At 64.5% G+C, this 23,084-nt stretch carries 22 protein-coding genes; 6 read left to right on the forward strand and 16 right to left on the reverse strand.

Features of this window, described 5'->3' with window-relative positions; all coding sequences use genetic code 11:
• Positions 1-87 precede the first annotated feature (87 nt).
• The gene (locus tag E5X34_RS04570; protein ID WP_292561572.1) at positions 88-1,623 is read right to left on the reverse strand and encodes an MFS transporter; all 1,536 of its coding nucleotides are present in this window, start codon (positions 1,621-1,623) and stop codon (positions 88-90) included.
• 144 nt (positions 1,624-1,767) lie between these two features.
• Here E5X34_RS04570 and E5X34_RS04575 point away from each other — a divergent pair, with 144 nt between their 5' ends.
• Positions 1,768-2,655 (forward strand): LysR family transcriptional regulator, encoded by an 888-nt coding sequence (locus E5X34_RS04575; protein WP_292561575.1) that lies wholly within the window; start codon positions 1,768-1,770, stop codon positions 2,653-2,655.
• Between the two features lie 11 nt (positions 2,656-2,666).
• Here E5X34_RS04575 and E5X34_RS04580 read toward each other — a convergent pair whose 3' ends face one another.
• The 5 genes from E5X34_RS04580 to E5X34_RS04600 form a co-directional block, all read right to left on the reverse strand.
• Positions 2,667-3,419 (reverse strand): SDR family NAD(P)-dependent oxidoreductase, encoded by a 753-nt coding sequence (locus E5X34_RS04580; protein ID WP_292561654.1) that lies wholly within the window; start codon positions 3,417-3,419, stop codon positions 2,667-2,669.
• A 49-nt stretch (positions 3,420-3,468) separates the two neighbouring features.
• On the reverse strand, positions 3,469-4,572 hold the full coding sequence (locus E5X34_RS04585; protein WP_292561578.1) for an AbrB family transcriptional regulator: 1,104 nt from the start codon (positions 4,570-4,572) through the stop codon (positions 3,469-3,471).
• 68 nt (positions 4,573-4,640) lie between these two features.
• Positions 4,641-4,949, reverse strand: coding sequence for a putative quinol monooxygenase (locus E5X34_RS04590; RefSeq protein WP_292561581.1), 309 nt, complete (start codon positions 4,947-4,949; stop codon positions 4,641-4,643).
• A 51-nt stretch (positions 4,950-5,000) separates the two neighbouring features.
• Positions 5,001-5,774 (reverse strand): SDR family oxidoreductase, encoded by a 774-nt coding sequence (locus tag E5X34_RS04595; protein ID WP_292561584.1) that lies wholly within the window; start codon positions 5,772-5,774, stop codon positions 5,001-5,003.
• A gap of 82 nt (positions 5,775-5,856) precedes the next feature.
• Positions 5,857-6,291: a DsrE family protein gene (locus E5X34_RS04600; protein ID WP_292561587.1), complete on the reverse strand. Its 435-nt coding sequence runs from the start codon at positions 6,289-6,291 to the stop codon at positions 5,857-5,859.
• Positions 6,292-6,391: 100 nt separating this feature from the next.
• Here E5X34_RS04600 and E5X34_RS04605 point away from each other — a divergent pair, with 100 nt between their 5' ends.
• The 3 genes from E5X34_RS04605 (at position 6,392) to E5X34_RS04615 (ending at position 8,197) form a co-directional block, all read left to right on the forward strand.
• On the forward strand, positions 6,392-7,492 hold the full coding sequence (locus E5X34_RS04605) for a hypothetical protein (RefSeq protein ID WP_292561590.1): 1,101 nt from the start codon (positions 6,392-6,394) through the stop codon (positions 7,490-7,492).
• Positions 7,493-7,568: 76 nt separating this feature from the next.
• Entirely contained in the window at positions 7,569-7,814 is a 246-nt protein-coding gene (gene vapB / locus E5X34_RS04610) for an antitoxin (protein WP_292561593.1), read from the forward strand.
• On the forward strand, positions 7,811-8,197 hold the full coding sequence (locus E5X34_RS04615) for a type II toxin-antitoxin system VapC family toxin (RefSeq protein WP_292561596.1): 387 nt from the start codon (positions 7,811-7,813) through the stop codon (positions 8,195-8,197). Before vapB ends, E5X34_RS04615 begins: the two co-directional genes overlap by 4 nt.
• A gap of 6 nt (positions 8,198-8,203) precedes the next feature.
• On the opposite strand, the gene E5X34_RS04620 is transcribed toward E5X34_RS04615, so the two are convergent.
• The 6 genes from E5X34_RS04620 to E5X34_RS04645 form a co-directional block, all read right to left on the reverse strand.
• On the reverse strand, positions 8,204-9,133 hold the full coding sequence (locus E5X34_RS04620) for a cation diffusion facilitator family transporter (protein WP_292561657.1): 930 nt from the start codon (positions 9,131-9,133) through the stop codon (positions 8,204-8,206).
• A 31-nt stretch (positions 9,134-9,164) separates the two neighbouring features.
• Positions 9,165-11,354, reverse strand: coding sequence for an anthranilate synthase (locus E5X34_RS04625; protein ID WP_292561598.1), 2,190 nt, complete (start codon positions 11,352-11,354; stop codon positions 9,165-9,167).
• A gap of 237 nt (positions 11,355-11,591) precedes the next feature.
• A complete protein-coding gene (locus tag E5X34_RS04630) occupies positions 11,592-12,647 on the reverse strand; it encodes a succinylglutamate desuccinylase/aspartoacylase family protein (RefSeq protein WP_292561601.1) in 1,056 nt (351 codons plus the stop codon).
• A gap of 158 nt (positions 12,648-12,805) precedes the next feature.
• On the reverse strand, positions 12,806-13,978 hold the full coding sequence (locus E5X34_RS04635; protein ID WP_292561604.1) for an MFS transporter: 1,173 nt from the start codon (positions 13,976-13,978) through the stop codon (positions 12,806-12,808).
• A 195-nt stretch (positions 13,979-14,173) separates the two neighbouring features.
• Positions 14,174-15,550 carry an FAD-containing oxidoreductase gene (locus E5X34_RS04640; protein ID WP_292561607.1) on the reverse strand — a complete coding sequence of 459 codons (1,377 nt, stop codon included), beginning with the start codon at positions 15,548-15,550 and terminating at the stop codon, positions 14,174-14,176.
• A complete protein-coding gene (locus E5X34_RS04645) occupies positions 15,547-16,008 on the reverse strand; it encodes a DUF4126 domain-containing protein (protein ID WP_126059708.1) in 462 nt (153 codons plus the stop codon). Before E5X34_RS04645 ends, E5X34_RS04640 begins: the two co-directional genes overlap by 4 nt.
• Before the next feature lie 132 nt (positions 16,009-16,140).
• Between E5X34_RS04645 and E5X34_RS04650 the strand changes: the two genes are divergently transcribed.
• Positions 16,141-16,698 carry a sugar O-acetyltransferase gene (locus E5X34_RS04650; RefSeq protein ID WP_292561610.1) on the forward strand — a complete coding sequence of 186 codons (558 nt, stop codon included), beginning with the start codon at positions 16,141-16,143 and terminating at the stop codon, positions 16,696-16,698.
• Here the strand turns inward: E5X34_RS04650 and E5X34_RS04655 are convergent.
• Positions 16,685-17,662: a helix-turn-helix domain-containing protein gene (locus tag E5X34_RS04655; protein ID WP_292561613.1), complete on the reverse strand. Its 978-nt coding sequence runs from the start codon at positions 17,660-17,662 to the stop codon at positions 16,685-16,687. The genes E5X34_RS04650 and E5X34_RS04655 overlap by 14 nt on opposite strands.
• Before the next feature lie 126 nt (positions 17,663-17,788).
• Here E5X34_RS04655 and E5X34_RS04660 point away from each other — a divergent pair, with 126 nt between their 5' ends.
• Positions 17,789-18,430, forward strand: coding sequence for a cysteine hydrolase family protein (locus tag E5X34_RS04660; protein WP_292561616.1), 642 nt, complete (start codon positions 17,789-17,791; stop codon positions 18,428-18,430).
• Positions 18,431-18,493: 63 nt separating this feature from the next.
• On the opposite strand, the gene E5X34_RS04665 is transcribed toward E5X34_RS04660, so the two are convergent.
• The 3 genes from E5X34_RS04665 to E5X34_RS04675 all read right to left on the reverse strand — a co-directional run bounded on the left by E5X34_RS04665 (position 18,494) and on the right by E5X34_RS04675 (position 23,027).
• On the reverse strand, positions 18,494-20,173 hold the full coding sequence (locus E5X34_RS04665; RefSeq protein ID WP_292561619.1) for a formate--tetrahydrofolate ligase: 1,680 nt from the start codon (positions 20,171-20,173) through the stop codon (positions 18,494-18,496).
• A gap of 319 nt (positions 20,174-20,492) precedes the next feature.
• Entirely contained in the window at positions 20,493-21,617 is a 1,125-nt protein-coding gene (locus tag E5X34_RS04670) for a DUF2333 family protein (RefSeq protein WP_126081614.1), read from the reverse strand.
• Between the two features lie 105 nt (positions 21,618-21,722).
• A complete protein-coding gene (locus tag E5X34_RS04675) occupies positions 21,723-23,027 on the reverse strand; it encodes a DUF6638 family protein (RefSeq protein WP_292561622.1) in 1,305 nt (434 codons plus the stop codon).
• Between the last annotated feature and the right edge of the window lie 57 nt (positions 23,028-23,084).

A 23,084-nucleotide genomic window follows, 5' to 3' on the forward strand; every position in this document is an offset into this window, starting at 1 on the left:
TTTGATCACGCCTCCGCGCTCTCAAATATGAGTATGTGAGTCAAGTATTTTTTGACGCCTCCTCGAACTTGATGGCGTCACGCCGCGTCAGCCTTCCTGGCAGACCGGGAGAGGAGCGATGTCTTGCTGCGGCGCCGATCCGCGACGCAGGCCGAGGAAGACGATGATGGCCGTAAGCACGGTAATAGTCGCCAGCATGATGAGCAGCCGGTCGAAAGCAGTCTCATAGGCTTGGATGAGAGCCGTGGCGCCAGCCATCGGCAGGTGTTCGATGGTTGCGGCGATGTTGCCGGTTGCCAGCAACTGTGCGGCCGCGGCCGCTTCGGCAGGCGAGGCCAGTCCTTGAGCGCCGAGCTGCGTGGCCGTGAAGCCGGACAAGACCGCCATGACGATCGCCAGGGCCACGCCCTCGCTGGCGACGCGGGTGGTGTTGAAGATGCCGACCGCCATGCCGGCGCGCTCCTTCGGCACGACGCTGACCGCCAGTCCGTCCATGAGTCCCCAGGGCAGGGCGATGCCGATACCGATCAGGACAAGCGGGGCCACCAGCGCGCTGTCCGCCGCGGGCACGCGGCTGAGCCAGACAAGGCCGGCCGCTGCGACGAGGAGGCCGACGCCGCAGATCGTGGCGGGCGCGATCCAGCGCGCCGCCTGGCCGGCGAGCAACGGCAGGATCAGCAGCGGGCCGGAGAGGCAGATCATCAACTGCCCCGCCTTGATCTCGCTCATCCCCTCGATGCCGATGAAGCGGATCGGCAAGAGCACGAGCAGGACGACGAAGGCATAGGCGGGTGCCGCAGCCAGGAACTGGACGCCGACGAAACGCGGGAAGCGGAACAGTGTCAGATCCAGCATAGGCCGGCGCACGCGCCGCTCGACAATGACGAAGGCGGCAAAACCGACGGCAGCCATGCCCAGGAGCGCGAGAACGAGGGGATTGGCCCAGCCGCTTTGCGGCGCTTGCAGCACACCACAGGTCAGCGCGGCAAGCGCGATGGTGAAGGTGCCGGCGCCAGCCCAATCGAGCCCGGTTGCGTCAGGATCGCGTGATTCGGTGACGGTGCGCAGGCCCAGCGCGGCCGCGGCAACGCCAAGCGCCGCCACGAGGACAAAGATCGCGCGCCAGCCGAATGTATCGATGAGCAGACCGGAGGCGACAGGGCCGAAGGCGAGCCCGATGCCGAAGCTGGTGCCGAGGAAACTGAAGGCACGCAACTGCGATCGCCCCTCGAATTCCTGGGCAAGCGCTGAGGCGCCGCTGGCGAAGGCAGCGGCGCCGCCTATGCCTTGCAAGGCGCGGAACATGTCGAACCAGACGATGTCCGGCGCCAGCATGCAGCCCAGCGCGGCAAGGAGGTAGACAGCGAGGCCGGCGAGGAAGATGCGCTTGCGGCCATGGTTGTCGGCCAATGCCCCGGCCGCCATCAGGCCGGCGCCGAAGGTCAGCATGAAGGCATTGGTCACCCAATTGAGCGCGAGCGGACTGCCGCCGAGATCGGCGGCAATGCGAGAGAGCGCCACGGCGGGGCCGGTAAAGCTCAACGGCATCGTCATGGCGGCAAGGCAGACCGACAGCAGCACAAGCCATCCGCCGGCGGGGCCGGTCCTGGTCATCAAAGTCATGGATTTTCCTATCCGAGGAGGAATTGCCGGCTTGCGCTGACTCGCGTCGCCGATCGCAACCAAAGATAGGGCAGGGACATTCCCGGCAAAATGGTATTAAATCTCCATTCATACCGGAATGAAACGCTCGAATGGATTCAAGCGATGGATCGTCTCAACGGCCTTCTTGCCTTTGCCCGCACCGCCGAATTCGGCAGTTTCGTCAGCGCGGGGCGAGCGCTCGGCATCTCCGCTTCCGCCGTCGGCAAGAGCGTCGCCCGGCTCGAGCAGGAGCTCGGCGTGCGGCTCCTGCAGCGCAGCACCCGGCGCATCGGCCTGACCGAGGAGGGCAAGCTGTTCAATGAGCGGGTGCGCCGCATCCTCGACGACATCGACGACGCCGAGGCGATGCTGTCACGGACACGCGAGACGCCGCACGGGCGGCTGCGTATCTCCACCCCGATCGTTACCTATCACCTGCTGTTGCCGGTCCTGTCGGAATTCATGGCGCGATACCCGGAAATCGAGCTCGATATCGATTTCAACGATCGCATCGTCGACGTCATCGAAGAGGGCATCGACGTCGCGATCCGCAGCGGCGAGCTGCCCGATTCACGTTTGGTGTCGAGGCCGGTCGCGCCCTTTCGCATGATCCTGTGCGCGGCCTCGTCCTATCTCGATCGGCATGGCACGCCTGGCACGCCGGCGGTTCTGGCAGCGCATTTCGGCATCCATTTCCGTTTCCTTAACAGCGGCAGGCTGCTGCAATGGCCGTTCATCACCGGAAGCGCCGCGCCGCAGATACGCTCGATGCTGACCTGCAACAACATGGAGGCGTTGAAGGGCGCGACGCTTGCCGGTCTCGGCATCGCCTGCATGCCCGACTTCCTCGTGCGGGAGGCGCTGCATGACGGAAGGCTGCGGACCGTGCTCGACGAACATGTCGACGGCCGCGGCCAGTTCCGCATGCTGTGGCCATCCAATCGCCACCTCTCGCCGAAGGTCCGCGTCTTTGTCGATTTCCTGCCCGAGCGGCTTGCTGTCGGGCGATAGGTCCGGGATGATCAGTAGGTGGTGCGACCGCCCGAGAGGTCGAAGGTGGCGCCGGTGGTGAAGGAGTTCTCGTCCGACAGCATGAAGGCGATCATGGCGGCCGCCTCCTCGACCTCGACGAAACGGCCGCGCGGCACCTTGCCGAGCATGTAGGCGACCTGGGCCTCGGTGAGCTGCTCCAGAATGCGGGTGCGTGCGGGCGAGGGCGTCAGCGCGTTGACGGCTATGTCGTATCCGGCGAGCTCCTTGCCGAGCGATTTGGTCAGCGCCAGCACGCCGGCCTTGGCGGCCGAATAGGCGGCTGCGTTGGGATTGCCCTCCTTGCCGGCCACCGAGGAGATATTGACGATGCGGCCATAGTTACGCGCGACCATGCCGGGCACCAGGCGCTTGCAGCAATAGAAGACGCCGTTAAGGTCGATATCGACGATCTGGCGCCAGGCGGCGGGATCGTAGTCGACCACGGTGGCCGCCGGCCCGGCAATGCCGGCATTGTTGACGAGAAGATCGACGGGGCCAAGCGTCCGCTCGGTCTCGGCGGCGGCGCGATCGACGGCTTCGATCTGCGACTGGTCGCAAAGGATGGCCTCGAGCCGGCCGAGCGAAGCGAGCTCGGCTACGGCCTTCACCATTGCGACCTGGTCGATGTCCCAGATGGCCACGCCGGCGCCCGATGACAGCAGGCGCCTGGCGACGGCAAGACCGATGCCTTGCGCGCCGCCGGTCACCACGGCGACACGGCCGGAAAGATCGACGGCATTCACACGGCGGTTCATGGGCATTTTCCTCGCTCCCACCTTGCAATAGCGCGGATCAGGCCCTCACGTTTCGCGCCACCAGCCTGGCTACGCTTGGCCCAATGAGCAGCACGACCAGGAAGCGTGCCGACTGCAAGGCCATGACGAAGGAGATATCGACGTTGCGCGCCGCGGCGGCGATGATGGCGACGCTGTCCATGCCGCCGGGGCTGGTCGCCAGATAGGCGGTCAGCGGATCGATGCCGAGCAGGCGGCTGATGACGAAGGCCATGCCGCCGCAAAAGGCGATCAGCGCGACGATCGAGCCGATGATCTGCGGCAGGGCGCGCGCCGCGTGGCGCAGGATCGGTCGGGTGAAATTCAGCCCGATCGACCAGCCGACCATGGCGTAGCTGATCGCCAGCAGCCAAGGCGGCAACTGCATCGGCACGCCGAGGCCGAGATGGACCACCGCGCCGAAAATGAACGTGCCGAGAAAGAACGGCGAGGGCAGCCTGACCAGCTTTCCGGTCAGGCCGCCCACGATCGCGATGCCGATGGTGGCGGCGAAGGCTAAGGCATCGATCGGCGGAAACCAGACGATCGGCGGCACCTCGACGCCGGATGTGTCGACCCACATCCTGGCGACGAGCGCGGCCGTCATCGAGACGAAGATGACGCGCAGATACTGCATGAAGGCGACGAGACGCTGGTCGGCGCCAAAGGCGCCGGCCATCAGTACCATGGCGGTTGCGGCGCCGGGCGAGGAGCCCCAGACCGCCGTGGTGCCGGGCAGGATGCGCCAGCGGCTGATCAGCCAGCCGAGCAGACTGGACGCGGCGACGGTCGCGACCACCACGCCGAGGAAGAGCGGCCATTCCTTGTAGAAGGCAGGAAAGATGTCGGCGGCGATCGAATTCGCCACCAGGCAGCCGACGATCGCCTGGGCCGAACCGAACAGGAGGCGCGGCACGCGGACGGTGGCGCCGTTCGTGCCGGCGAGGATGGCGGCAAGCATAGGGCCGATCAGCAGCGCCGCCGGCAGGGCGGCGAGTTCCAGCGCGCCGGCGAAGAGCAGCGAAAACACCAAAAGCACCAGCCATTGCCGCAGCGGGCGCAGCCGCGCCATCCGCTCGATCGGCGTCTGGTCCTGGGATGGTTGCTCTGGCGAGGAGTCCATGTTCGGCTCTTAAACCGGACGCAGACAAATGCGAACCCGCTTTTCGCGGACAATCCGTGTCGAAGCGGTCAGCCGGACTTTTGGGTCGGCAGTCCAAAGCCGCCGACCGGATGCGTCTCGATCTGGAATTCGAAGCCGGCGATGAAGGGTCGCGCCCTGGCGATCGCGGCCTGGACTTCCGGCAATTGCAGCGAGGCCTTGTGGCTCGCCTGGTCGGTCCACACCTCGGTGACCCAGATGGCGTCGGCGTCGGCCGGATCGGTGGCGATGATGTAGCTCAGGCAGCCTGGGAGCGCGGCAGTGCTCTCGCGCAGCACGTCCATGACCGCATCGCGCTGGCCGCGCGCCGCCCGCATCTTGCCGATCAATCCGTACATGCCTTGATCTCCCTTCAGGTTGCACGCTCAATCAAGTATGCAATCGCCGGCTCACGGCATCAACTGGCCGCCATTCACCTCTATCACCTGGCCGATGATGTAGCCGCTCAACAGATCGGACGACAGGAACAGGTAGGCGCCGACGCAATCCTCGGCCGTTCCGGCGCGTCCCTGCGGAATGGTCGCGACCATCGCCTTGATCTGCTCCGCGCTCGAATAGCGTTCGTGGAACGGCGTCAGGATCGTGCCTGGCGCCACCGCGTTGACGCGGATGCCGAAGCCGATGAGTTCCTTCGCCATGCCGCGCGTCACGTTGGAAACGAAGGCTTTCGACGAACCATAGAGGCCGGCGCCGCCGCCGGCGCCATTGCGCGCGGCGATCGAGGTGGTGTTGATGATGAAGCCGCCCTGGCGCTTCAGCCACGGGATCGCCTTGCGCGAGGCGGTCAGCACCGAGCGGGCGTTGAGGTCCATCACGGCGTCGTAATGCGCTTCGTCCTGATCGGCGTAGGCGATGCGGCCAAGCATGCCGCCGGCATTGTTGACCAGGCCGTCGAGCCGGCCGAAATGGTTTGCGCTCTCCTCGACCACGCGTTCGACGCCGGCGGGTATCGAAAAATCGCCCTGAACCAGAAACACTTCGCCGCCATCGTCGCGGATGGTTTCGGCCACGGCTTCGGCGGGTGCGCGGCTCGCATTATAATGCAGCGCGACGCGGCATTTCTGCGCCGCGTAAGCGCGAGCAAGGGCGGCACCGATGCCGGTCGAGGCGCCGGTGACCAGCACCGCCTTGCCGGCAAGATCGGGGATGGCAAGTGTCGTCATGTCGGCGGGCCTCCAGGTTGGCATATTTCGCAGGCCATTGCCGGCCTTGCGTTCAAGCGTTGGCGTTCAAGTGTGGCCGCGTTCAGGGCCTGAGATAGACATAGCCCTGATGCTGCAGTTCGGCGAGCTTTACGACGCCGCCTTTGTCGGCAAGCTCGAAGCCCGCCAGCAGGTCGGTCAGCGTGATGTCCATGCCGCGCAGGGTGTTGCCGCAGGCCTGCGGGACGAGCCCCTGCTGGACGAGGCCGGCAAAGCGGCTGGAAACAGCGCCGGAAGCGCCCTTGGCTTTGAAAGCGGCCAGTGCCGGACCATGCACCACAAGGACAATATCGACATTGCCGCCGGTGCCCTCATAGTGGTTCTTGATGTTGCCGAGGACGAAGTTGACCTTGTCGGCGTCGCTGAGGTGATAAGCGACCTTCAGCTTCTCCTCAGCCGTTGCCGCGTTGGCCCGGCTCAGGCCGAAAAGGCCCGCGGCGCCGGCAAGGCCGGCACGAAAAATGTCACGGCGCAGCATCCTATCCTCCGTTTGCCGGCCTGCTCGCGCGATTTTTGCATGGTCCAGGCGGGTCTCCTAGACTACCATAAAGCAGTCGTGTCGGTGGGAGGAGGATCGCATGGCATCGAAGGCCGTTGTGGGGAGGACCATGGCGGGCGTAGCGCTTTGCGCCGCCCTTGCCGCTTTTGTCGGCGCGGCGCGCGCCGAACAGCCGCCCAAACTTCCCGAGCTCAGCCCGACCGGTGCCGATGTCTGCTTCGGCCGTATCTACGATGCCGCCCATCTCAAGGCGCATCCGCATCAGAAAGTGGCGCGGATCTTCTTCTTCTATGGCCACGATCCGGTCAGCCGGCCGAACGAAGAGCCCACCGCCAACCAGGATACTTCCTATAACGGCTTTCTCACCACCACCGTGCGCGGCGCCAAGAAGCCCGACTGGGCGGCCGGCTGGTGCAACAAGGAGGATCCGAGCGACCAGGCGAGTGGCATCCGCTGCGGCATGGATTGCGACCGCACGCTCGCCTCGCTGAAAGTCGACGACAAGGGCCGGCTGATGCTCTCCAACGTGCAGCCTGATGTGTATCTCGACGCTGGCGCGGAGGAGGACCTCGGCAAAGCCGAGTATAACAGGCAGGCGCTGGGCAGGGAGGACGACAATTTCAAGCTGGATCCGGTGCCGGCCGAGACCTGCAAGGCGGAGTTCGCACGCATCGACCCCATCGACCCGGCGCTGGGTGATCCGCTGCGCGTGCGCCTGAAGCCCGATCAGCCCTTCTGCTTCGGGCGCGACTATGACGATGCGCATCTGAAAACACATCCCAACCAGCTGACGCAATCGATCCGCGTCTTCCGCGGGCCGGTCGAGCTCGCTTCCTTCGCGGCCGGCGGCGATGCCGCGACCTGGCCCGACGGCGCTGATATCGCCGTTTCGGTGACGACCAGGCAGAAAGGGAAAAAGGTCACGCAGACCTATTCCTGCCAGGGCGAGGCCGATCAGTGGCGCTGCTCGGCAAGCTCCAAGATGAGCGATTTTTCCTGCGACATTTCGCAGAAGGAGATTTTTCTCAAGCGCGGCCCCAATGGCACGATGATGCTGGCCAATCCCAACAGTGCGGTGGCTGTTGTCGATCTCTGCTCGAAGGCGGCGGACGGCAAGACCAAGTCCGACGACAAGGTTTATCGGCTGCAGCCGATGCCGCAGTCGGCCTGTGCTCCGTAAGATTCGGCGGTGAGCCCTCTTGTCTGGCTTGTCAGCTGCTATATATTTTTGGAATATAGCATCTGGAGTTAGCACTATGGAGAAGGCGAAGGTTTTCTGGTCAGGCCGTTCTCAGGCGGTGCGGCTGCCAAAGGAGTTCCGATTCGACACCGAAGAGGTCTCGATCCGACGGCATGGCCAGAGTGTGATCCTCGAACCGATTGCTCAGGATTGGGCTTGGCTGGAACAAGTGACCGGAACGCTTGATGACGATTTCATCGAGGCGGCGCTAGATCGACCGGCAGAGCAGAATCGACCGGACTTGGACGACGTCTTCAAGTGATCTATCTGCTCGATACGAACGCCGTCATCGCCATCATGAAAAGCGATGCCGATTTGCTGGTATTGCTTAGGCGGCACAGACCGCAGGATTTCATGCTTTCGGTCATTGTTGTGCACGAACTTTACTTCGGTGCTGAAAAGAGCCGGCGGAGAGACGAGAACACAGCGCGCATTGATGCGCTGCAATTCCCGGTGCTCGAATTCGATCGCGAGGATGCCAGGCACGCAGGTGAGATCCGGGCGACGCTGGCGATCTCTGGAAACCCGATTGGCCCTTATGACGCGTTGATTGCTGGCCAAGCTCGTGCCCGGGACCTTACGCTGATCACCCGCAATGTCGGGGAGTTCGACCGGATCAAAGGCCTCGCAATCGAAACCTGGTGAACACCGTCAGGCGAAAGGCACCGCCGTGGTGCCTTTCGGCAGCTTCGCCTCGTCGTCCGGCTCGACATGGATGGTGACGCGCACCGAGGGGATCTCGGCCTTCAGCGCGTCCTCGATGCGATCGCAGATGACATGGCTGGCGCCGACCGTCATGTCGGCGTCGACGACGAGGTGGAACTCGATGAAGGTGGCGCGGCCGGCAATGCGCGTCTTGAGATCATGCACCTCCAGCGCGCCCTTCGAATTGGCCGAGATGATGTCGCGGATCTGCATGTTCTCATGGTTATCGACGGCGCGGTCCATCAGGCCGTTCATCGACGAACCGATGACATGCCAGCCCTGCCACAGGATGTTGAGCGCGACGATCACGGCCAATGCCGGATCGAGGATCTGCCAACCGGTGAGCACCGCGCCGACAAGGCCGCCAAGCACGCCAACGGACGTCACCACGTCGGTCATGATGTGCTGGCCGTCGGCGACCAACGCTGGCGATTTCGCGTTGCGGCCGGCCTGGATAAGAGTCCAGGCCCAGATCGCGTTGACGATGGTCGCCAAGCTGTTGACGGCGAGCCCCTTCCAGGGCTGTTCGAGCGGGGCCGGATGCTGCCAGGACTGCCAGACCTCGTTGAGGATCAGCAACGCCGCGACGACGATCAGCACCCCCTCGAGAACGGCGGAGAAGTATTCGGCCTTGTGGTGGCCAAAGGGATGGTCCTGGTCGGCGGGCTTGTAGCTGACCTGAATCGCCCAGAAGGCGGCGGCCGACGCGATGACGTTGACGATCGATTCCGCCGCGTCCGAATAAAGCGCGACGGAGCCCGTGATGTACCAGGCGGCCACCTTGAGGGCGAGCACGGCGAAGGCGACGACGATCGACCAGAAGGCGAGCCTGGCGACCTTCTGCCTGGTCGCCGTCTTTGCTTCCGCCGTCGTCATCGTCATTGCCGCATTCATCCCGACGTGCTGCCTATGCGGCCTTTTCCTTGGCCTTGCGCGGCAGATGCGCGACGATGTTCTCGATGATGCGCATGCCGGCATTGTGGCCGAGCGTCATGATCGATTCCGGATGGAACTGCACCGCGGCGATCGGCTCCTTGCGGTGCTCGAAGGCCATGATGATACCGTCCTCGGTCTCGGCGGTGACCACGAAACCGTCGGGCAGCCGCACCGGATCGGCGAAGATCGAGTGGTAGCGGCCGACGGTCACTTCCTTCGGCAGGCCCGAGAAGATGATGCCGGGCTTCGAGACGCGGATGCGCGAGGGCTTGCCGTGCATGGGAATGTGCAATTGCCTGAGCTCGCCGCCATAGGCTTCGGCCAGCGCCTGCAGGCCGAGGCAGACGCCGAAGATCGGCAGGTCACGGGCGCGTGCTTTCTTGATGGTGGCGGCGCAGTCGAAATCCTTCGGCGTGCCCGGGCCGGGCGACAGCACGACCAGATCGGGCTTCAGCCGCTCGAAGACCTCCTCCGGCACCGGCGAGCGGACCGTGGAGACATTGGCGCCGGTCTGGCGGAAGTAGTTGGCGAGCGTGTGGACGAAGGAATCCTCGTGGTCGACGAGCAGAATGTTGACGCCGTCGCCGACGCGCGCGGTGGTGCGCTCGGCTCCGGTGGCGTTGCCGGTCTTGGCGTCGCGGATGGCGGAGAGCATGGCGGATGCCTTCAGTTCGGTTTCGGCTTCTTCTTCCTCGGGCACGCTGTCGAAAAGCAGCGTGGCGCCGGCGCGCACCTCGGCGATGCCGTCCTTGATGCGGATGGTGCGCAATGTGAGCCCGGTGTTCATGTCGCCGTTGAAGTTGACCATGCCGATCGCCCCGCCATACCAGGCGCGCGGGCTCTTCTCGTTCTGCTCGATGAAGCGCATGGCCCATAGTTTCGGCGCACCGGTAACGGTGACGGCCCAAGCGTGCGAGAGAAACGCGTCGAAAGCGTCCATGCCTTCGCGCAGCCGCCCCTCGATGTGGTCGACGGTGTGGATCAGGCGCGAATACATCTCGATCTGGCGGCGGCCGATGACGCGCACCGAGCCCGGCTCGCAGACGCGCGACTTGTCGTTGCGGTCGACATCCGAGCACATGGTCAGCTCGGACTCGTCCTTCTTGGAGTTGAGCAGCTTCAGGATCTGCTCGCTATCGGAAATGGCGTCGTCGCCGCGCTTGATGGTGCCCGAGATCGGGCAGGTCTCGACGCGGCGGCCGTTGACACGCACGAACATCTCCGGCGAGGCGCCGATCAGATATTCGTTCTCGCCGAGATTGATGAAGAAGGAATAGGGCGAGGGGTTGATCGATTTCAGCTTGCGCGAGATGTCGGAGGGCTGGGTCTCGCAGCGCTCGTAGAACATCTGTCCAGGCACGACCTCGAACAGGTCGCCGCGCTTGAAGCTCTCCATGGCGCGCCGCACCAGGTTGGCGTATTCACCCGGTTCGTGGTCGCCGCGCGGCGGGATGCGGTCGGCGGTCTTGAACGGCTCGACATGGGCATCGCGGGCCAGACCTTCGGTCGAGAAGCCGTCGCCGGAATAGTCGTAGCGGTCGGTCCAGGCCTTGGTCGAATAATGGTCGACGACGAGGATCTCGTCGGGCAGGAACAGCACCAGATCGCGCTGGCTCTCCTTGCGCTCGAGCTTGTAGTCGACCGGATCGAACTGGAAGGCGAGGTCGTAGCCGAAGGCGCCGTAAAGACCGAGATTGGCGTCCTCGGCGGTCTTGAACAAAGCGGTGATGGCGCGCAGCACGGTGAAGACGGACGGAACGCGGCTGCGCTCCTCCTCGGTGAAGACGCGGCCGGGTTTTGCCACATCGAGGCGGATGAGCGTCTTCGAGGTCTCCGCGATCGTCACTTCGCTCAGCGCGCCAAGCGCCTTTCCGATCACGGGCAGGAGCACTTCGCCGCGTTTGTTCAGCGCTTCGATGCGCATGGCGCGGCCGCGCGCGGAGATCACCAGCGGCGGATCGATGATGGCGGTATCCCAGCGCGTGTAGCGGCCCGGATACTCGTAGTTCGAGGAAAACACCGCGCCGCGGCGTGAATTCAGGCCGTCGACATAGGCGTCGATCGCGCCTTCATAGGGCCTGTCGTGCCGTTCGCGGGTGATCGTCACGCCGCCGGCGGTGACGAAGCGCTCGGCCCCGTTGTCCAGAACTTTAGTCGTCATTGCCGTCTCCATCAGCGTTTTGGGCAACGGACCCGGGAATGGCTCTAAAAAACAAATGGCCGCCCGGACATTCCGCTGCGGCCACCCTTACTTTCACGCGCACACGCACGAACCGGCCGCTGTCAGCGAGCCCACCACCAAATGGTCTTGTTCGAACGCATGTTCATGGCGACTCCCATAGCGGCGAATGGAGGTCGGTGCAACTGGATTTCACCCGGATGGTGAAGACCGCCGTCCTCAATCCTCCAGCGTGCCCGAGCACGCGTCGCTGCTCCTGCCGTCGCCGGCGAGCTTGAGAAGATCCTCGCCGGCGCGGATGATGCGGCGCGCGCGCCGGGTCAGGATGAAGCCCGACTGCGGAGCAAACACTTCCGTGCGGCCGCCGGCCTCGCCGGGCGCGTGCACGATCGTGGCCAGCCTGTCGCCCTTCTTGACGCGGTCGCCGGGCTTGACGTCGTAGAGGATCGCGCCGGCCCTGGGCGAGGGCATCATGTCGATGTTCTCGAGCGGTACGACCGGTCCTGAGAATTTCTCGAATTTCGGCACGGACGGGTCCTGAACGACGCCGCGTGTCACCAGCAGGCGATAGAGGCCCCCGGCATCGGAAGCGGCCAGTGCGCCATCGACGTCGAGCATGCCGCGATATTCGACCGTGGTGACGACGCGACGCTCGAAGCGCGCGACGGTCGCGGGCACATTCTGGTAGGGCATGATCGAGGCGCCCTCGAAGGTGCCGGTGCTGTCCTCACTCCACAAAAGGACAGCTTCGGCGCCCATGGCAGCGACGCAGTCGGCCATATGCGGCCACAGGCTGGTGTGGATGTAGAGATAGGCGAGGCCTTCGTCATCGCAGTGGAGGTCGAGCACGATATCGCTGCCGAGCGAGAGCTGGACGAGCCGGTTCTTCAGCCGGCGGTCGGCGCCGCCAAGGCTGACATCCGGCAGAAGCCTGGCGTCGGGCGCCGCGAGCAAAGGGAAGGAGCGGTTGAAGTTGGTGCGGGTGCCGAGATTGAAGCGGCCCTGATGCTCGCCGAAATGATATTGCGCGCGGCCGATCGGGTTGGCCCAGGGCACAATGGTGATCGGACCCCTGATCCGACCCTCGGTGTCGGCCCTGGCAAGCATCGGCATCAGCGCGTCGATGGCGACGACGCCCGGCAGCTCGCCGGCGTGAAGAGCGGCCTGCAGATAGGCGGAAGGGGCCGCCTTGTCCTTGCCTTCGAAGCGGAAGACCGGGAATTCGTAAATCGTGCCTTCGGCGTCGCCGGCGATGCGCTCGATCGTCTTCTGCATGGGGCCTCCAAATGAAGAGGCCACCCAAATGCCTGTTCGCGATTGGGATGTCGAGTGGTCCAGGCCGCGCTACGCCGTATGGCAACAGCCAGCTACGGCGAGGCGCCGAGCCCGCTACGGCGAAAACGCCGAGCCTGCTACGGCGAAGACGCCGAGCATTATTCAGCGGGCTGCGGCTCCAGGATCGCGCGGCGGTCAAGCGACTGCGACAGCACCGCCACCGCGACGGCCAGAAGCGCAAGCGCCGCGCCTACCAGCGGCAGGTTCGCGTAGGAGACGCCCCAGGAGATGGCGAGCCCGCCGATCCAGGCGCCGCCGGCATTGCCGACATTGAAGGCGCCCTGGTTCAGCGTGGCTGCAAGGTTCGGTCCTTCGGCAGCCGCCTCGACGACGCGGATCTGCAAAGGCGGCACGACGATGAAGATCAGCATGCCCCACAAGAAGACAATCGCCACAGCGACGCTTGCGATGGCGCCGAGCTTGGCGAAGACGACGAACAGCAGGGCCATGGCAAGCAGCGTGCCGATCACGGTCGGCATCAGCTTCCAGTCGGCCAGCCTGCCGCCGATGATGTTGCCGATGGTCATGCCGGCACCGAAGAGCAGCAGCACCCAGGTCACGGTCGCTGTCGGCAGGCCGGAGACGTCGGTCAGATACGGCTTGATATAGGTGAAGACGGCGAACAGGCTGGCGGAGGAGAGCGAGGCGATCAGCATCGCCAGCCACACCTGGAGCTTGCCGAGCACGCGCAATTCGCCGAGCAGGCCGCCGCCGCTGGGCTCGGCGACATCCGACGACACCAGCCAGGCGATGGCCGCGACCGAAACGAGGCCGATGCCGACGACGGCGAGGAAGGTGGCGCGCCAGCCGAAGGCTTCGCCCAGCGCCGTGCCGGCGGGAACGCCGAGGATGTTGGACAGCGTCAGGCCGGCGAACATCAGCGCGATCGCGCTTGCCCGCTTGTTGCGCGGAACGAGACTAGCGGCAACGACGGAGCCGATGCCGAAGAAGGCGCCGTGGCCGAAAGCGGTGAAGACGCGTGCTGCCATCAGCAGCCAGTAGTTCGGGGCGATGGCGCAGAAGAGATTGCCGATGACGAACAGCGTGGCGAGGCCGACCAGCACCGGCTTGCGTGGCAGGCGCGCGGTCGCCATGGCGACGATCGGCGCGCCGAACACGACGCCCAGCGCATAGCCGGTGACCAGAAGGCCAGCCGAAGGGATCGAGACACCAAGGTCGGCCGCGACCTCCGGCAGCAGGCCCATGATGACGAATTCGGTGGTGCCGATGCAGAAGGAGGCAATGGCAAGCGCTAGGATCGGCAGCGGCATGGAATGTCCAGACTGAATCGGTTCAAAATCGAGACTGACTTTGGATATGCTCAGCGCGCAACCGCCATTGTTGCAACGCAGCAATGCAGAAAGACGAGATCGGCTTTGCGGAAATCTTCTTTTTTGCGCGAATTCAGATGAGAGGCTACGGAGAAGGCGCCAAGCCTTAACCGGTCACACTTTTCCTGGAATGCTCTAAGCCAGCGGCTTCAGCTCCTGGGCGATCGTCGGCAGCAGTTCCGAGACGTTGGGGTGGATGTGCATGGCGCGCGCCAGCGTCGAGATCGGCGCCTTGGCATACATGAGGTCGAGCACGCAATGGATCGCCTCGTCGCCGCCTGGCCCGAGCACGGTGCAGCCGAGGATCTCGCCGGTGTCAGCATCGGCGAGTATCTTCATGAAGCCTTGCGTTTCGCCCTTCTCGACCGCGCGGCCGACACGCGTCATCGGCCGCTGGCCGACCAGCGCGCGGCGGCCGGATTTCTTCACCGCGGCTTCCGTCATGCCGCAGCGCCCAAGCGGGGGGTCGATATAGAGCGCATAGGCCTCGATGCGGTCGCTGACCTTGCGCGGATCGTTGTCGAGCAGGTTGGCGGCGACGATCTCGAAGTCGTTGTAGGAGGTATGGGTGAAGGCGCCCTTGCCGTTGCAGTCGCCCATCGCCCAGATGCCGGGCACGCTGGTGCGCAACTGGTCGTCGACGACGATGAAGCCGCGCTGGTCGACGGCGACGCCGGCCTTTTCTAGGCCGAGATCGTCGGTGTTGGGGACGCGGCCGAGCGCCAGCAGCACATGCGAGCCCACCGCCGGCGGCTTGCCAGCGGAGAAGGTGACGGCGATCTCGTTGCCTTTCCTGGCGAACGCGATGTCGCCGGCGCCGACATGGACGGTGATGCCTTCATTTTCGAGAATGGACTGGATGGCGGCGGACGTTTCCTCGTCCTCGCGGCCGGTCAGCCGCGGCGCTTTCTCGATCACCGTGACTTCGGAGCCGAAGCGGCGGAACATCTGCGCGAATTCGAGCGAGATATAGCTGCCGCCGACGACGATCAGATGGCTGGGCAGCACATCGAGATCCATCATCGAGGAATTGGTGAGATAGGTAATGTCGTGGACGCCGGGCAGGTCGGGCACGGAGGCGCGGCCGCCGGTGTTGAGGAAGATCTTTGGTGCGGTCAGCAGATCCTCGCCGACACGCACGGTGTTGGCGGATTCAAAGCGCGCATGGCCGCGATAGAGCGTGCACTTCTCCATGCCCGCGATCCAGGTCTCAAGCCCCGTGCGGGAAGCGCCCGACACCTTGTCCTTGCGCGCCTTGATCGCCTTGTAGTCCACGCCGACCGGACCGGACACCGTCACGCCGTAGTCGGCGGCACGGCGGGCGAGGTGGGCGGCATAGGCGCTCGCCACCATCGTCTTGGTCGGGATGCAGCCGGTGTTGACGCAGGTTCCGCCGATGAGCTTGCGCTCGATCAGCGCCACACTCATGCCGGCCGCGTTGAGCCGGCCGGCGAGCGGCGTGCCGGCCTGGCCGGCTCCGATGACGATGGCGTCGAAGGCTTTGGCGCTCATGCGACCGCCGCCACGATCAGCAGGCCGCCGATGATGGCCACCGCATCCTCGATGAAGGCGGCGGGCGGATCCTTGCCGAAGGCGGCGGCCAGCCGGCCACGCACCTCGGCTCCGCCCAGCGTGCCGATCACCGCGCCGATGGCTCCGGCGATGAGCCCGCCGATGGTGGCGCCGCCGGTCGCGCCAATCACCGCGCCGGTAAAGGCGCCTAGGACGATACGGGCGCCGAATTGCTGCGGCACCTTCCGGCTCGGTGTCGACGGCAACTGGTCGGTGACCAATTCGACGATCGCCAGGATGGTGAAGATGCCGACGGCGATCCAGTGGCCCATGAAGCTCGCCCAAGTGCCGGCGACCGGCAGCCAACCGAGATAAGAACCCCAGGCGACGGCGGCCGGCGCTGTCATGGCGCGCAGGCCGGCAACGACACCTATCAGCAGTGCAAGCAGGTAAAGCATGATCGACCCCCTCAAAATCGGAACCTCGCACGGTTCCATGAAGGCAGGCTAGCATAGGCCGGGCGTTTGGCCACGGGCTTTTGTCCGACAATCGGTTGTGCTTGGCAGCGGACGAAATCGGGAGGTGCCGCCATGACGGCAAGTGAGCGCATGAAGATGGCGGCGGGCGAATGGTACACCTGCATAGACGATGAGCTCGAGGCGCTGCGCTTCGCCGCGCGCGATGCGGTGTTCGAGCACAACGGCCTGCCGCCCCGGCAGCGCGGCAATATAGGGCCTGCCTTGCAGGCGCTGCTTGGCGGTGCGGGCGAGGGGGCTCGCATAGAGGCGCCGTTCCATTGCGCTTACGGCTTCAATCTGTTTCTCGGCGATGGCACGTTCCTCAATGCCGGCTGCACCATTCTCGATACCGCGCCGGTGCGCATCGGCAAGGGCACGCTGCTTGGCCCTAATGTGCAGATCTACTGCGCCGAGCATCACCGCGAAGCCACTGGACGGTTGGCCGGGCTGGAGATCGCAAAACCAGTAACGATCGGCGACAATGCCTGGATCGGTGGCGCCGCCATCATCCTCGGCGGCGTCAGCATAGGCGAGGGCGCGATCGTCGGCGCCGGCGCGGTGGTGACCCGCGACGTGCCGGCCAACGCGACCGTGGTCGGCAACCCGGCGCGGGTGGTCACGCCGCGCTAAGCGCGCCCGCGGTCTTGGAAAACTCCCGCCGATATTGCATCGGCGATGTCCTGAGCCGCGCGGCAAAATGCTGGCGCAGCGAGGTGGCGCTGCCGAAACCGGCTTCGAAGGCCACCATGTCCATCGATTTGTCCGTCTGCTCCAAAAGCCGCTGCGCCAGCGCGACGCGCTGGTCGGCGAGCCAGTCGCCGAAACTGGTGCCGGTGGTTTTCTGGAAACGGCGCGTGAAGGTGCGGCGGGTAAGGCCCGCCGCGTCGGCGACGCTGTCGAGACTGTGCGCTTCGCCGAGCGATGCCCGCACGTCATCGAGGGCCTTGGCGAACCGATCGGCGTTCGGCGTCGGCGCAAGCGGGCGCTCGATGAACTGTGCCTGGCCGCCCTGCCGGTGCGGCGAGAGCACGACGTGGCGAGCGAGCCGCAGCGCCGCCTCCGCGCCATAGCGGGCGCGCACGATGTGCAGGCAACAGTCGAGCCCCGCGGCGACACCGGCGGAAGTGATGACGTCGCCATCGTCGACATAGAGCACGTCGGCATCGATCGCGATGTCTGGATGAAGCGCCTGAAGTTGATCGGTATAGGCCCAGTGGGTCGTTGCCTTGCGCCCGGCCAGCAATCCGGCGCCCGCAATGGCGAAGGTGCCGAGGCACAGACCCACGATCAGCGCGCCGCGCCGATGCGCGCCTTGCAGCGCCTCCTTGAATGGCGCAGCCAGAGGGGCATCGAGGTCCTTCCAGCTTGGAATGATCACGATGTCGGCCTCGTCGAGCGCCGTAAGATCGTGCGGCACGACGATGCTCAGCCCAGCGTCGGTATGGATAGGTCCCTCCTCCATCGCGCAGACGCGGAAGTCGAAGCGTGGCAGTCCAAGCCTGGTTCGATCGGCGCCGAACACCAGACAGGGCACGGAGAGGTGGAACGGGCTGATGCCGTCGAAGGCGACAGCGGCGATGATCGGTTGCTTCATGGCTGACATCGTTTGCGTTGACTGGCGAATGTCCCAATTCTTTCGAATGATGTCAATCGGGCCACTTTCGGCCACCGGGACATCCGCCTAGCTTTGCGCCATTAACCCGCTCGAAAGGAAACTGCCATGTCAGCACCAGCCACCCAGCCGCGCCGCGCGCTTGTCGTCGTCGATGTCCAGAACGACTACAATGGCGGCAATTTGGCCATCCAGCATCCGCCCTTCGCCGAGACCGTCGCCAATGTGGCGCGCGCCATGGATGCCGCCGCGGCGGCCGGCATCAAGATCGTCGTCGTCAAGCAGATGGCGCCCGGGACCTCGCCGATCTTCGCCAAGGGCAGCCACGGCGGCGAACTGCATCCCGAGATCGCCGGGCGCGCCCGCGACCATTATGTCGAAAAGACGCTGCCATCGGCCTTCACCGGCACGGATCTGGAGGCCTGGCTGCGCGCCGATGCCATCGGTACGATCGCGGTCGTCGGCTATATGACCCACAATTGCGATCTGTCGACCATCATACACGCCGTGCATATGGGCTTCGCCGTCGAGTTCCTCTCGGATGCCAGCGGCTCGGTGCCCTATGCCAACAGCGCGGGCTATGCGTCGGCAGAGGACATCCACCGGGTGGTAAGCGTCGTTCTGCAGTCGCGTTTCGCCGCGGTGCTGAAGACCGCGGAGTGGGTCGATTGCCTGAAGACCGGGAAGCTGCCCGAGCGCGACACGATCTATGCATCAAACCAGCGGGCGCTGAAGCGGAACGCGGCATAGTCGGGCAAGCAAAGGGCGCCGCGGCAGCGCGGCGCCCTTGATCGGTTTCAGCTCAAAGAATGTTTAGAACAGGCCTTCGATCTGACCCTGCTCGTTGAGGAAGATCTTTTCCGAGGACGGCGCCTTGGGCAGGCCGGGCATGGTCATGACCTCGCCGCAGATGATGACGACGAAGCCGGCGCCGGCCGAGAGCCTGACCTCGCGCACCGGCAGGGTGTGGCCGGTCGGCGCGCCGCGCAGGTTGGGGTCGGTCGAGAAGGAATATTGGGTCTTGGCCATGCAGACCGGCAGGTTGCCGTAGCCGGCCTGTTCCCAGGCATGCAGCTGGTCGCGGATCGACTTGTCGGCGATCGCCTCGTCGCCGCGGTAGATGCGCTTGACGATGGTGTTGACCTTCTCGAACAGCGGCATCTCGTCCGGATAAAGCGGCGAGAACTGCGAGGCACCGGATTCGGCAATTTCGACGACCTTCTTCGCGAGGTCCTCGATGCCGGCCGAGCCCTGCGCCCAGTGCTTGCACAGGATCGCCTCGGCGCCCTGCGCCTTGACGAAATCCTTCATCGCCTGGATTTCGGCTTCGGTGTCGGTGGTGAAGTGGTTGATCGCCACCACGGCCGGCACGCCGAACTGCTTCACGTTCTCGATGTGGCGGCCGAGATTGAGGCAGCCTTTCTTGACCGCCTCGATGTTTTCCTTGCCGAGGTCTTCCTTCTTGATGCCGCCATTCATCTTCATGGCGCGCACGGTCGCGACGATGACCGCCGCCGAGGGCTTCAGCCCCGCCTTGCGGCACTTGATGTCGAAGAATTTTTCAGCGCCGAGGTCGGCGCCGAAGCCGGCTTCGGTGACGACATAGTCGGCGAGCTTCAGCGCCGTCGTGGTGGCGACGACCGAGTTGCAGCCATGTGCGATGTTGGCGAACGGACCGCCATGGACGAAGGCCGGGTTGTTCTCAAGCGTCTGCACCAGGTTAGGTTGCATGGCGTCCTTGAGCAGAACCGCCATGGCGCCGTCGGCCTTGAGGTCGCGGGCATAGACCGGCGACTTGTCGCGGCGATAGGCGACGATGATGTCGCCGAGGCGCTTTTCCAGATCCTTGAGATCGGTGGCAAGGCACAGGATCGCCATCACTTCCGAGGCGACGGTGATGTCGAAGCCGGCTTCACGCGGGTAGCCGTTGGCGACGCCGCCCAACGAGCAGATGATTTCGCGCAGCGCGCGGTCGTTCATGTCCATGACGCGGCGCCAGGCGACGCGGCGGGTGTCGATGCCGAGTTCGTTGCCCCAGTAGATGTGGTTGTCGATCAGCGCCGACAGCAAATTGTGCGCGGTGGTGATGGCGTGGAAGTCGCCGGTGAAGTGAAGATTCATGTCCTCCATCGGCACCACCTGGGCAAGGCCGCCGCCCGCGGCACCGCCCTTGACGCCGAAATTCGGGCCGAGCGAGGCTTCGCGGATGCAGATGATCGCCTTCTTGCCGATGCGGTTGAGGCCGTCGCCGAGGCCGACCGTGGTGGTCGTCTTGCCTTCGCCGGCGGGCGTCGGGTTGATGGCGGTGACCAGGATCAGCTTGCCGTCCTTGTTGCCCTTCACCGACTTGATGAACTCGGCCGAGACTTTGGCCTTGTCGTGACCATAGGGCAGGAGATGCTCGGTCGGGATGCCGATTTTGGCGCCGATCTCCTGGATCGGTTTCTTCTTGGCGGCGCGCGCGATCTCGATGTCGGACTTCACTTCGGCCATGACGGCTTTCCTCTGGAGTAGGCGGTGGAGGGGAGGGGTTCGATCATTCGTGCATGGTCGAAACGCCGCCCGGACGCAAGGGCATGTTCTAACCCTGTCGCTGGCGCGGCGTCAACTTCCATGCAACTATGTTTCCTGTTAAGAAAGAGTGTTCCTGTCGCCGGGCCTCTTCCAAGGCGGTCGTCTCGGGCCCGGTCGTTGCGCCGTATAGAAGCCAGAGCGGGGGCGGTTTCGCCGTCTCAAAACAGCCGCCTAATGCGCGAAAAGCGACAGGGGCGACGGCGCAAATCCGCCATCGCCCTGTCGCCCCGAGACGGTGCTATTGGGTCAGAACGTTGCTGATCTCAACCATGTTGGAGCGCACGCGCAGAATGTAGAAGCCCATCGTCGTCAGATGCGTCGGCAACAGCCAGCCATCCTCGCGGCCATTGGCGATGATGAAGGGCTGGATGCGCAGCGCCGAGACGAACTGCGAATCCATCGTGTCCCACAGGCTCTGCAGGTGCTTTTCCTTGAGCACGTCCTCGAAGTCGGCCTGGGCACCCTTCATGAGGCCGTAATAGGCATAGAGCTGGCCATAGGCGAACCAGAAGCGGTCGTCGGCGCGGGTATCGAACCAGCCATTGTTGTGGTTTTCGGCGCGCTCCTTGAGGATCGCCGAGGTCGAGCCGATGTCGCTAGCGATGCGGTCGATATACTGCTTGAGATTGTCGGCGCGCGCGTCGAACGTCGCCTGGCAGGTGGCGAGACGCGCATTGAAGGAACGCAGCTTGCGCACCGCGTCGCGATAGTAGCTCGGTGTCGGCGTCTTGGGGCCGAAGGGGTTCAGGCCGAAATACCAGGTGTACTCGTCGAACTGCAGATTGCCGCGAGCGTCCTGCAGGTCGGCATCGATCTGCGAGGTTGTGCGCACGCGGCCGAGATTGTCGGCAAGCTCGGTCGCGGTGCGGCGCACCGCCTGGTTGATGCCGCGCTGGAAGGACGCCTTGTTGTCCATCCAGGGCGTGTTGTCCCAGTCGATGCCGAACAGGCCGAGCTTGTAGAGGATCATCGACGAGATCCAGGCATTCTGGTTGACGTTGAAGTCGGTCAGATCGGCCGCGACCTGGGCGATCGCCGAGTTGCCGCAGGTCTTGGCCGTGTCGGTGCCGGCGCCGGCGGAGACCTGCTCGCCGGCCGACACGTTGCGCTTCTCGAACGTGTAGGTGTCGGGATAGTTCGGGTTGAAATTGTTCCACCACTGCGTGGCGTAGAAGAAATTGGCGTAAAGGCCGATCAGCACCAGGAGAGCAAGACCGACCACCGCCTTCAGGATCCAGCCGCGCTGCCCGTACCAGCGGCCGACCCACATGAACGGCCACAGAATGACGCCGATGACGAAGCCGATGCCGCGGCCGATCCACTGGAAGATCTGGGTGAAGAAGTTCACGATTGGGTCGAGCATGGCTGTGGCACCCCCTTAGAGCATTTCACCGTTTCAAGGGAAACGGCGATCTGCCCTAACCCTTTGTTTTGGCTTAATTACGGGCGGAAAACCGCCCAGACTTTTCTAGTCAGTCAGGCCGTAAAGACGCGCGCGGAACGCCGCCTTGTCCTTCAAATATGTGGTTTTCAGAACGTCCACAACATGGCTTCGCCAGGCGTCGCTGTAGCTCTCATAGTCCTTGTAGAAGCCGGGCTTGTTGAAGACGTAGCGCGAGACGAAGTCCTGCGGCACGAAATCCGAGATCAGCTGGTTGGTCAGCCAGGCATCGGGGTGTTCGGGCTTGGCGCGCACGACCAGGAAGCGCTGGCGCGGCGGCACATCCTCGATCTTGAGATAGCCGAGTTGGGCGATCTCACGCTTGGCGGCGTTGAGGAAAGGGAAATTGCCATCGCTGGCGATCAGGTCGGCATGGCCGTGGATCCAGGTCTGCAGCCAGACCTTGTCGACATCGGTCAGATTGCGGTTGGGCTCGGCGTCGCGGATCAGCGCGCGCACAACCATCTCGGCGCGATGCTCGAGATAGCCGGAGGCCTCGATCCACGAGGCGCGCGGCAGGTCGAGGCGGCCGGTGGCGGCAAGGAAGCGGAACACCTTGTCGGCATCGTTGATCGACAGGTAGCTGACCTGCCAGGGGCGTGAGCGGCGGAAGCCGGGAGCGGCCGGATCGCAGATAACCGTCGTCATGTCGGGATCGACAAAGACATAGAGGCCGCCGAAATGGCTGGTCCAGTAGGCATTGTGGCGGAAGATCACCTGGTCGGGGACCAGCGCGTTCTCGCGGATGTCGCCGCAGACCTTGGCCAGATCGACCATGCGCTGCAGCATGGCATTGTCGCGCCAGGCGTCGGGTTCCTGCTTCAGTCGGTCGACCAGCTTGCCGAGCTCGGCCGCCTTGCCCAGCACATCCTCGGCCGACAGCACCTTGAACTCGACCTGGTTGATCGACAAAAGGTCCTCGATGTCGTTGACCTTGGGGACCGAGTCCTCGATCTCGCCGTAGATCACGTCCTTGATGGTCAGCGCGTCGATGGCGCGCTGGTTCTTCGACATGAACTCGAACATCAGCTGCGAGGTGTTGGAGAAGGCGGTGTGCACCACGGGCAGGTCGATCTGCGACGGGGTCAGGATGATGAAGCGGCGGTTGACCTCGTTGGGATCGAGATAGTCGAAATCGCCGCACTCCTCCGCGATTTCGGGCGAGAAGCCGGTGCGGTCGATCTGGAAGCTCTTTAACCTGGTCGGCTCGAGGCTGAAGGCGACAAGCGCCTTGTTGTAGCGCTGGATGAGATGCGGCTCGTCGACGCCGAGCAGGCGGCCGTAGATCAGCTCGTTGTCGCGCAGGAGGTCGGGTTTCTTGGCGGCTTTCATCCTTCCTTCTCCCCGTTCACGGGGAGAAGGTGCCCGAAGGGCGGATGAGGGGCAGCG

This window comes from Mesorhizobium sp. (assembly GCF_004963255.1).
GTDB lineage: Bacteria > Pseudomonadota > Alphaproteobacteria > Rhizobiales > Rhizobiaceae > Mesorhizobium.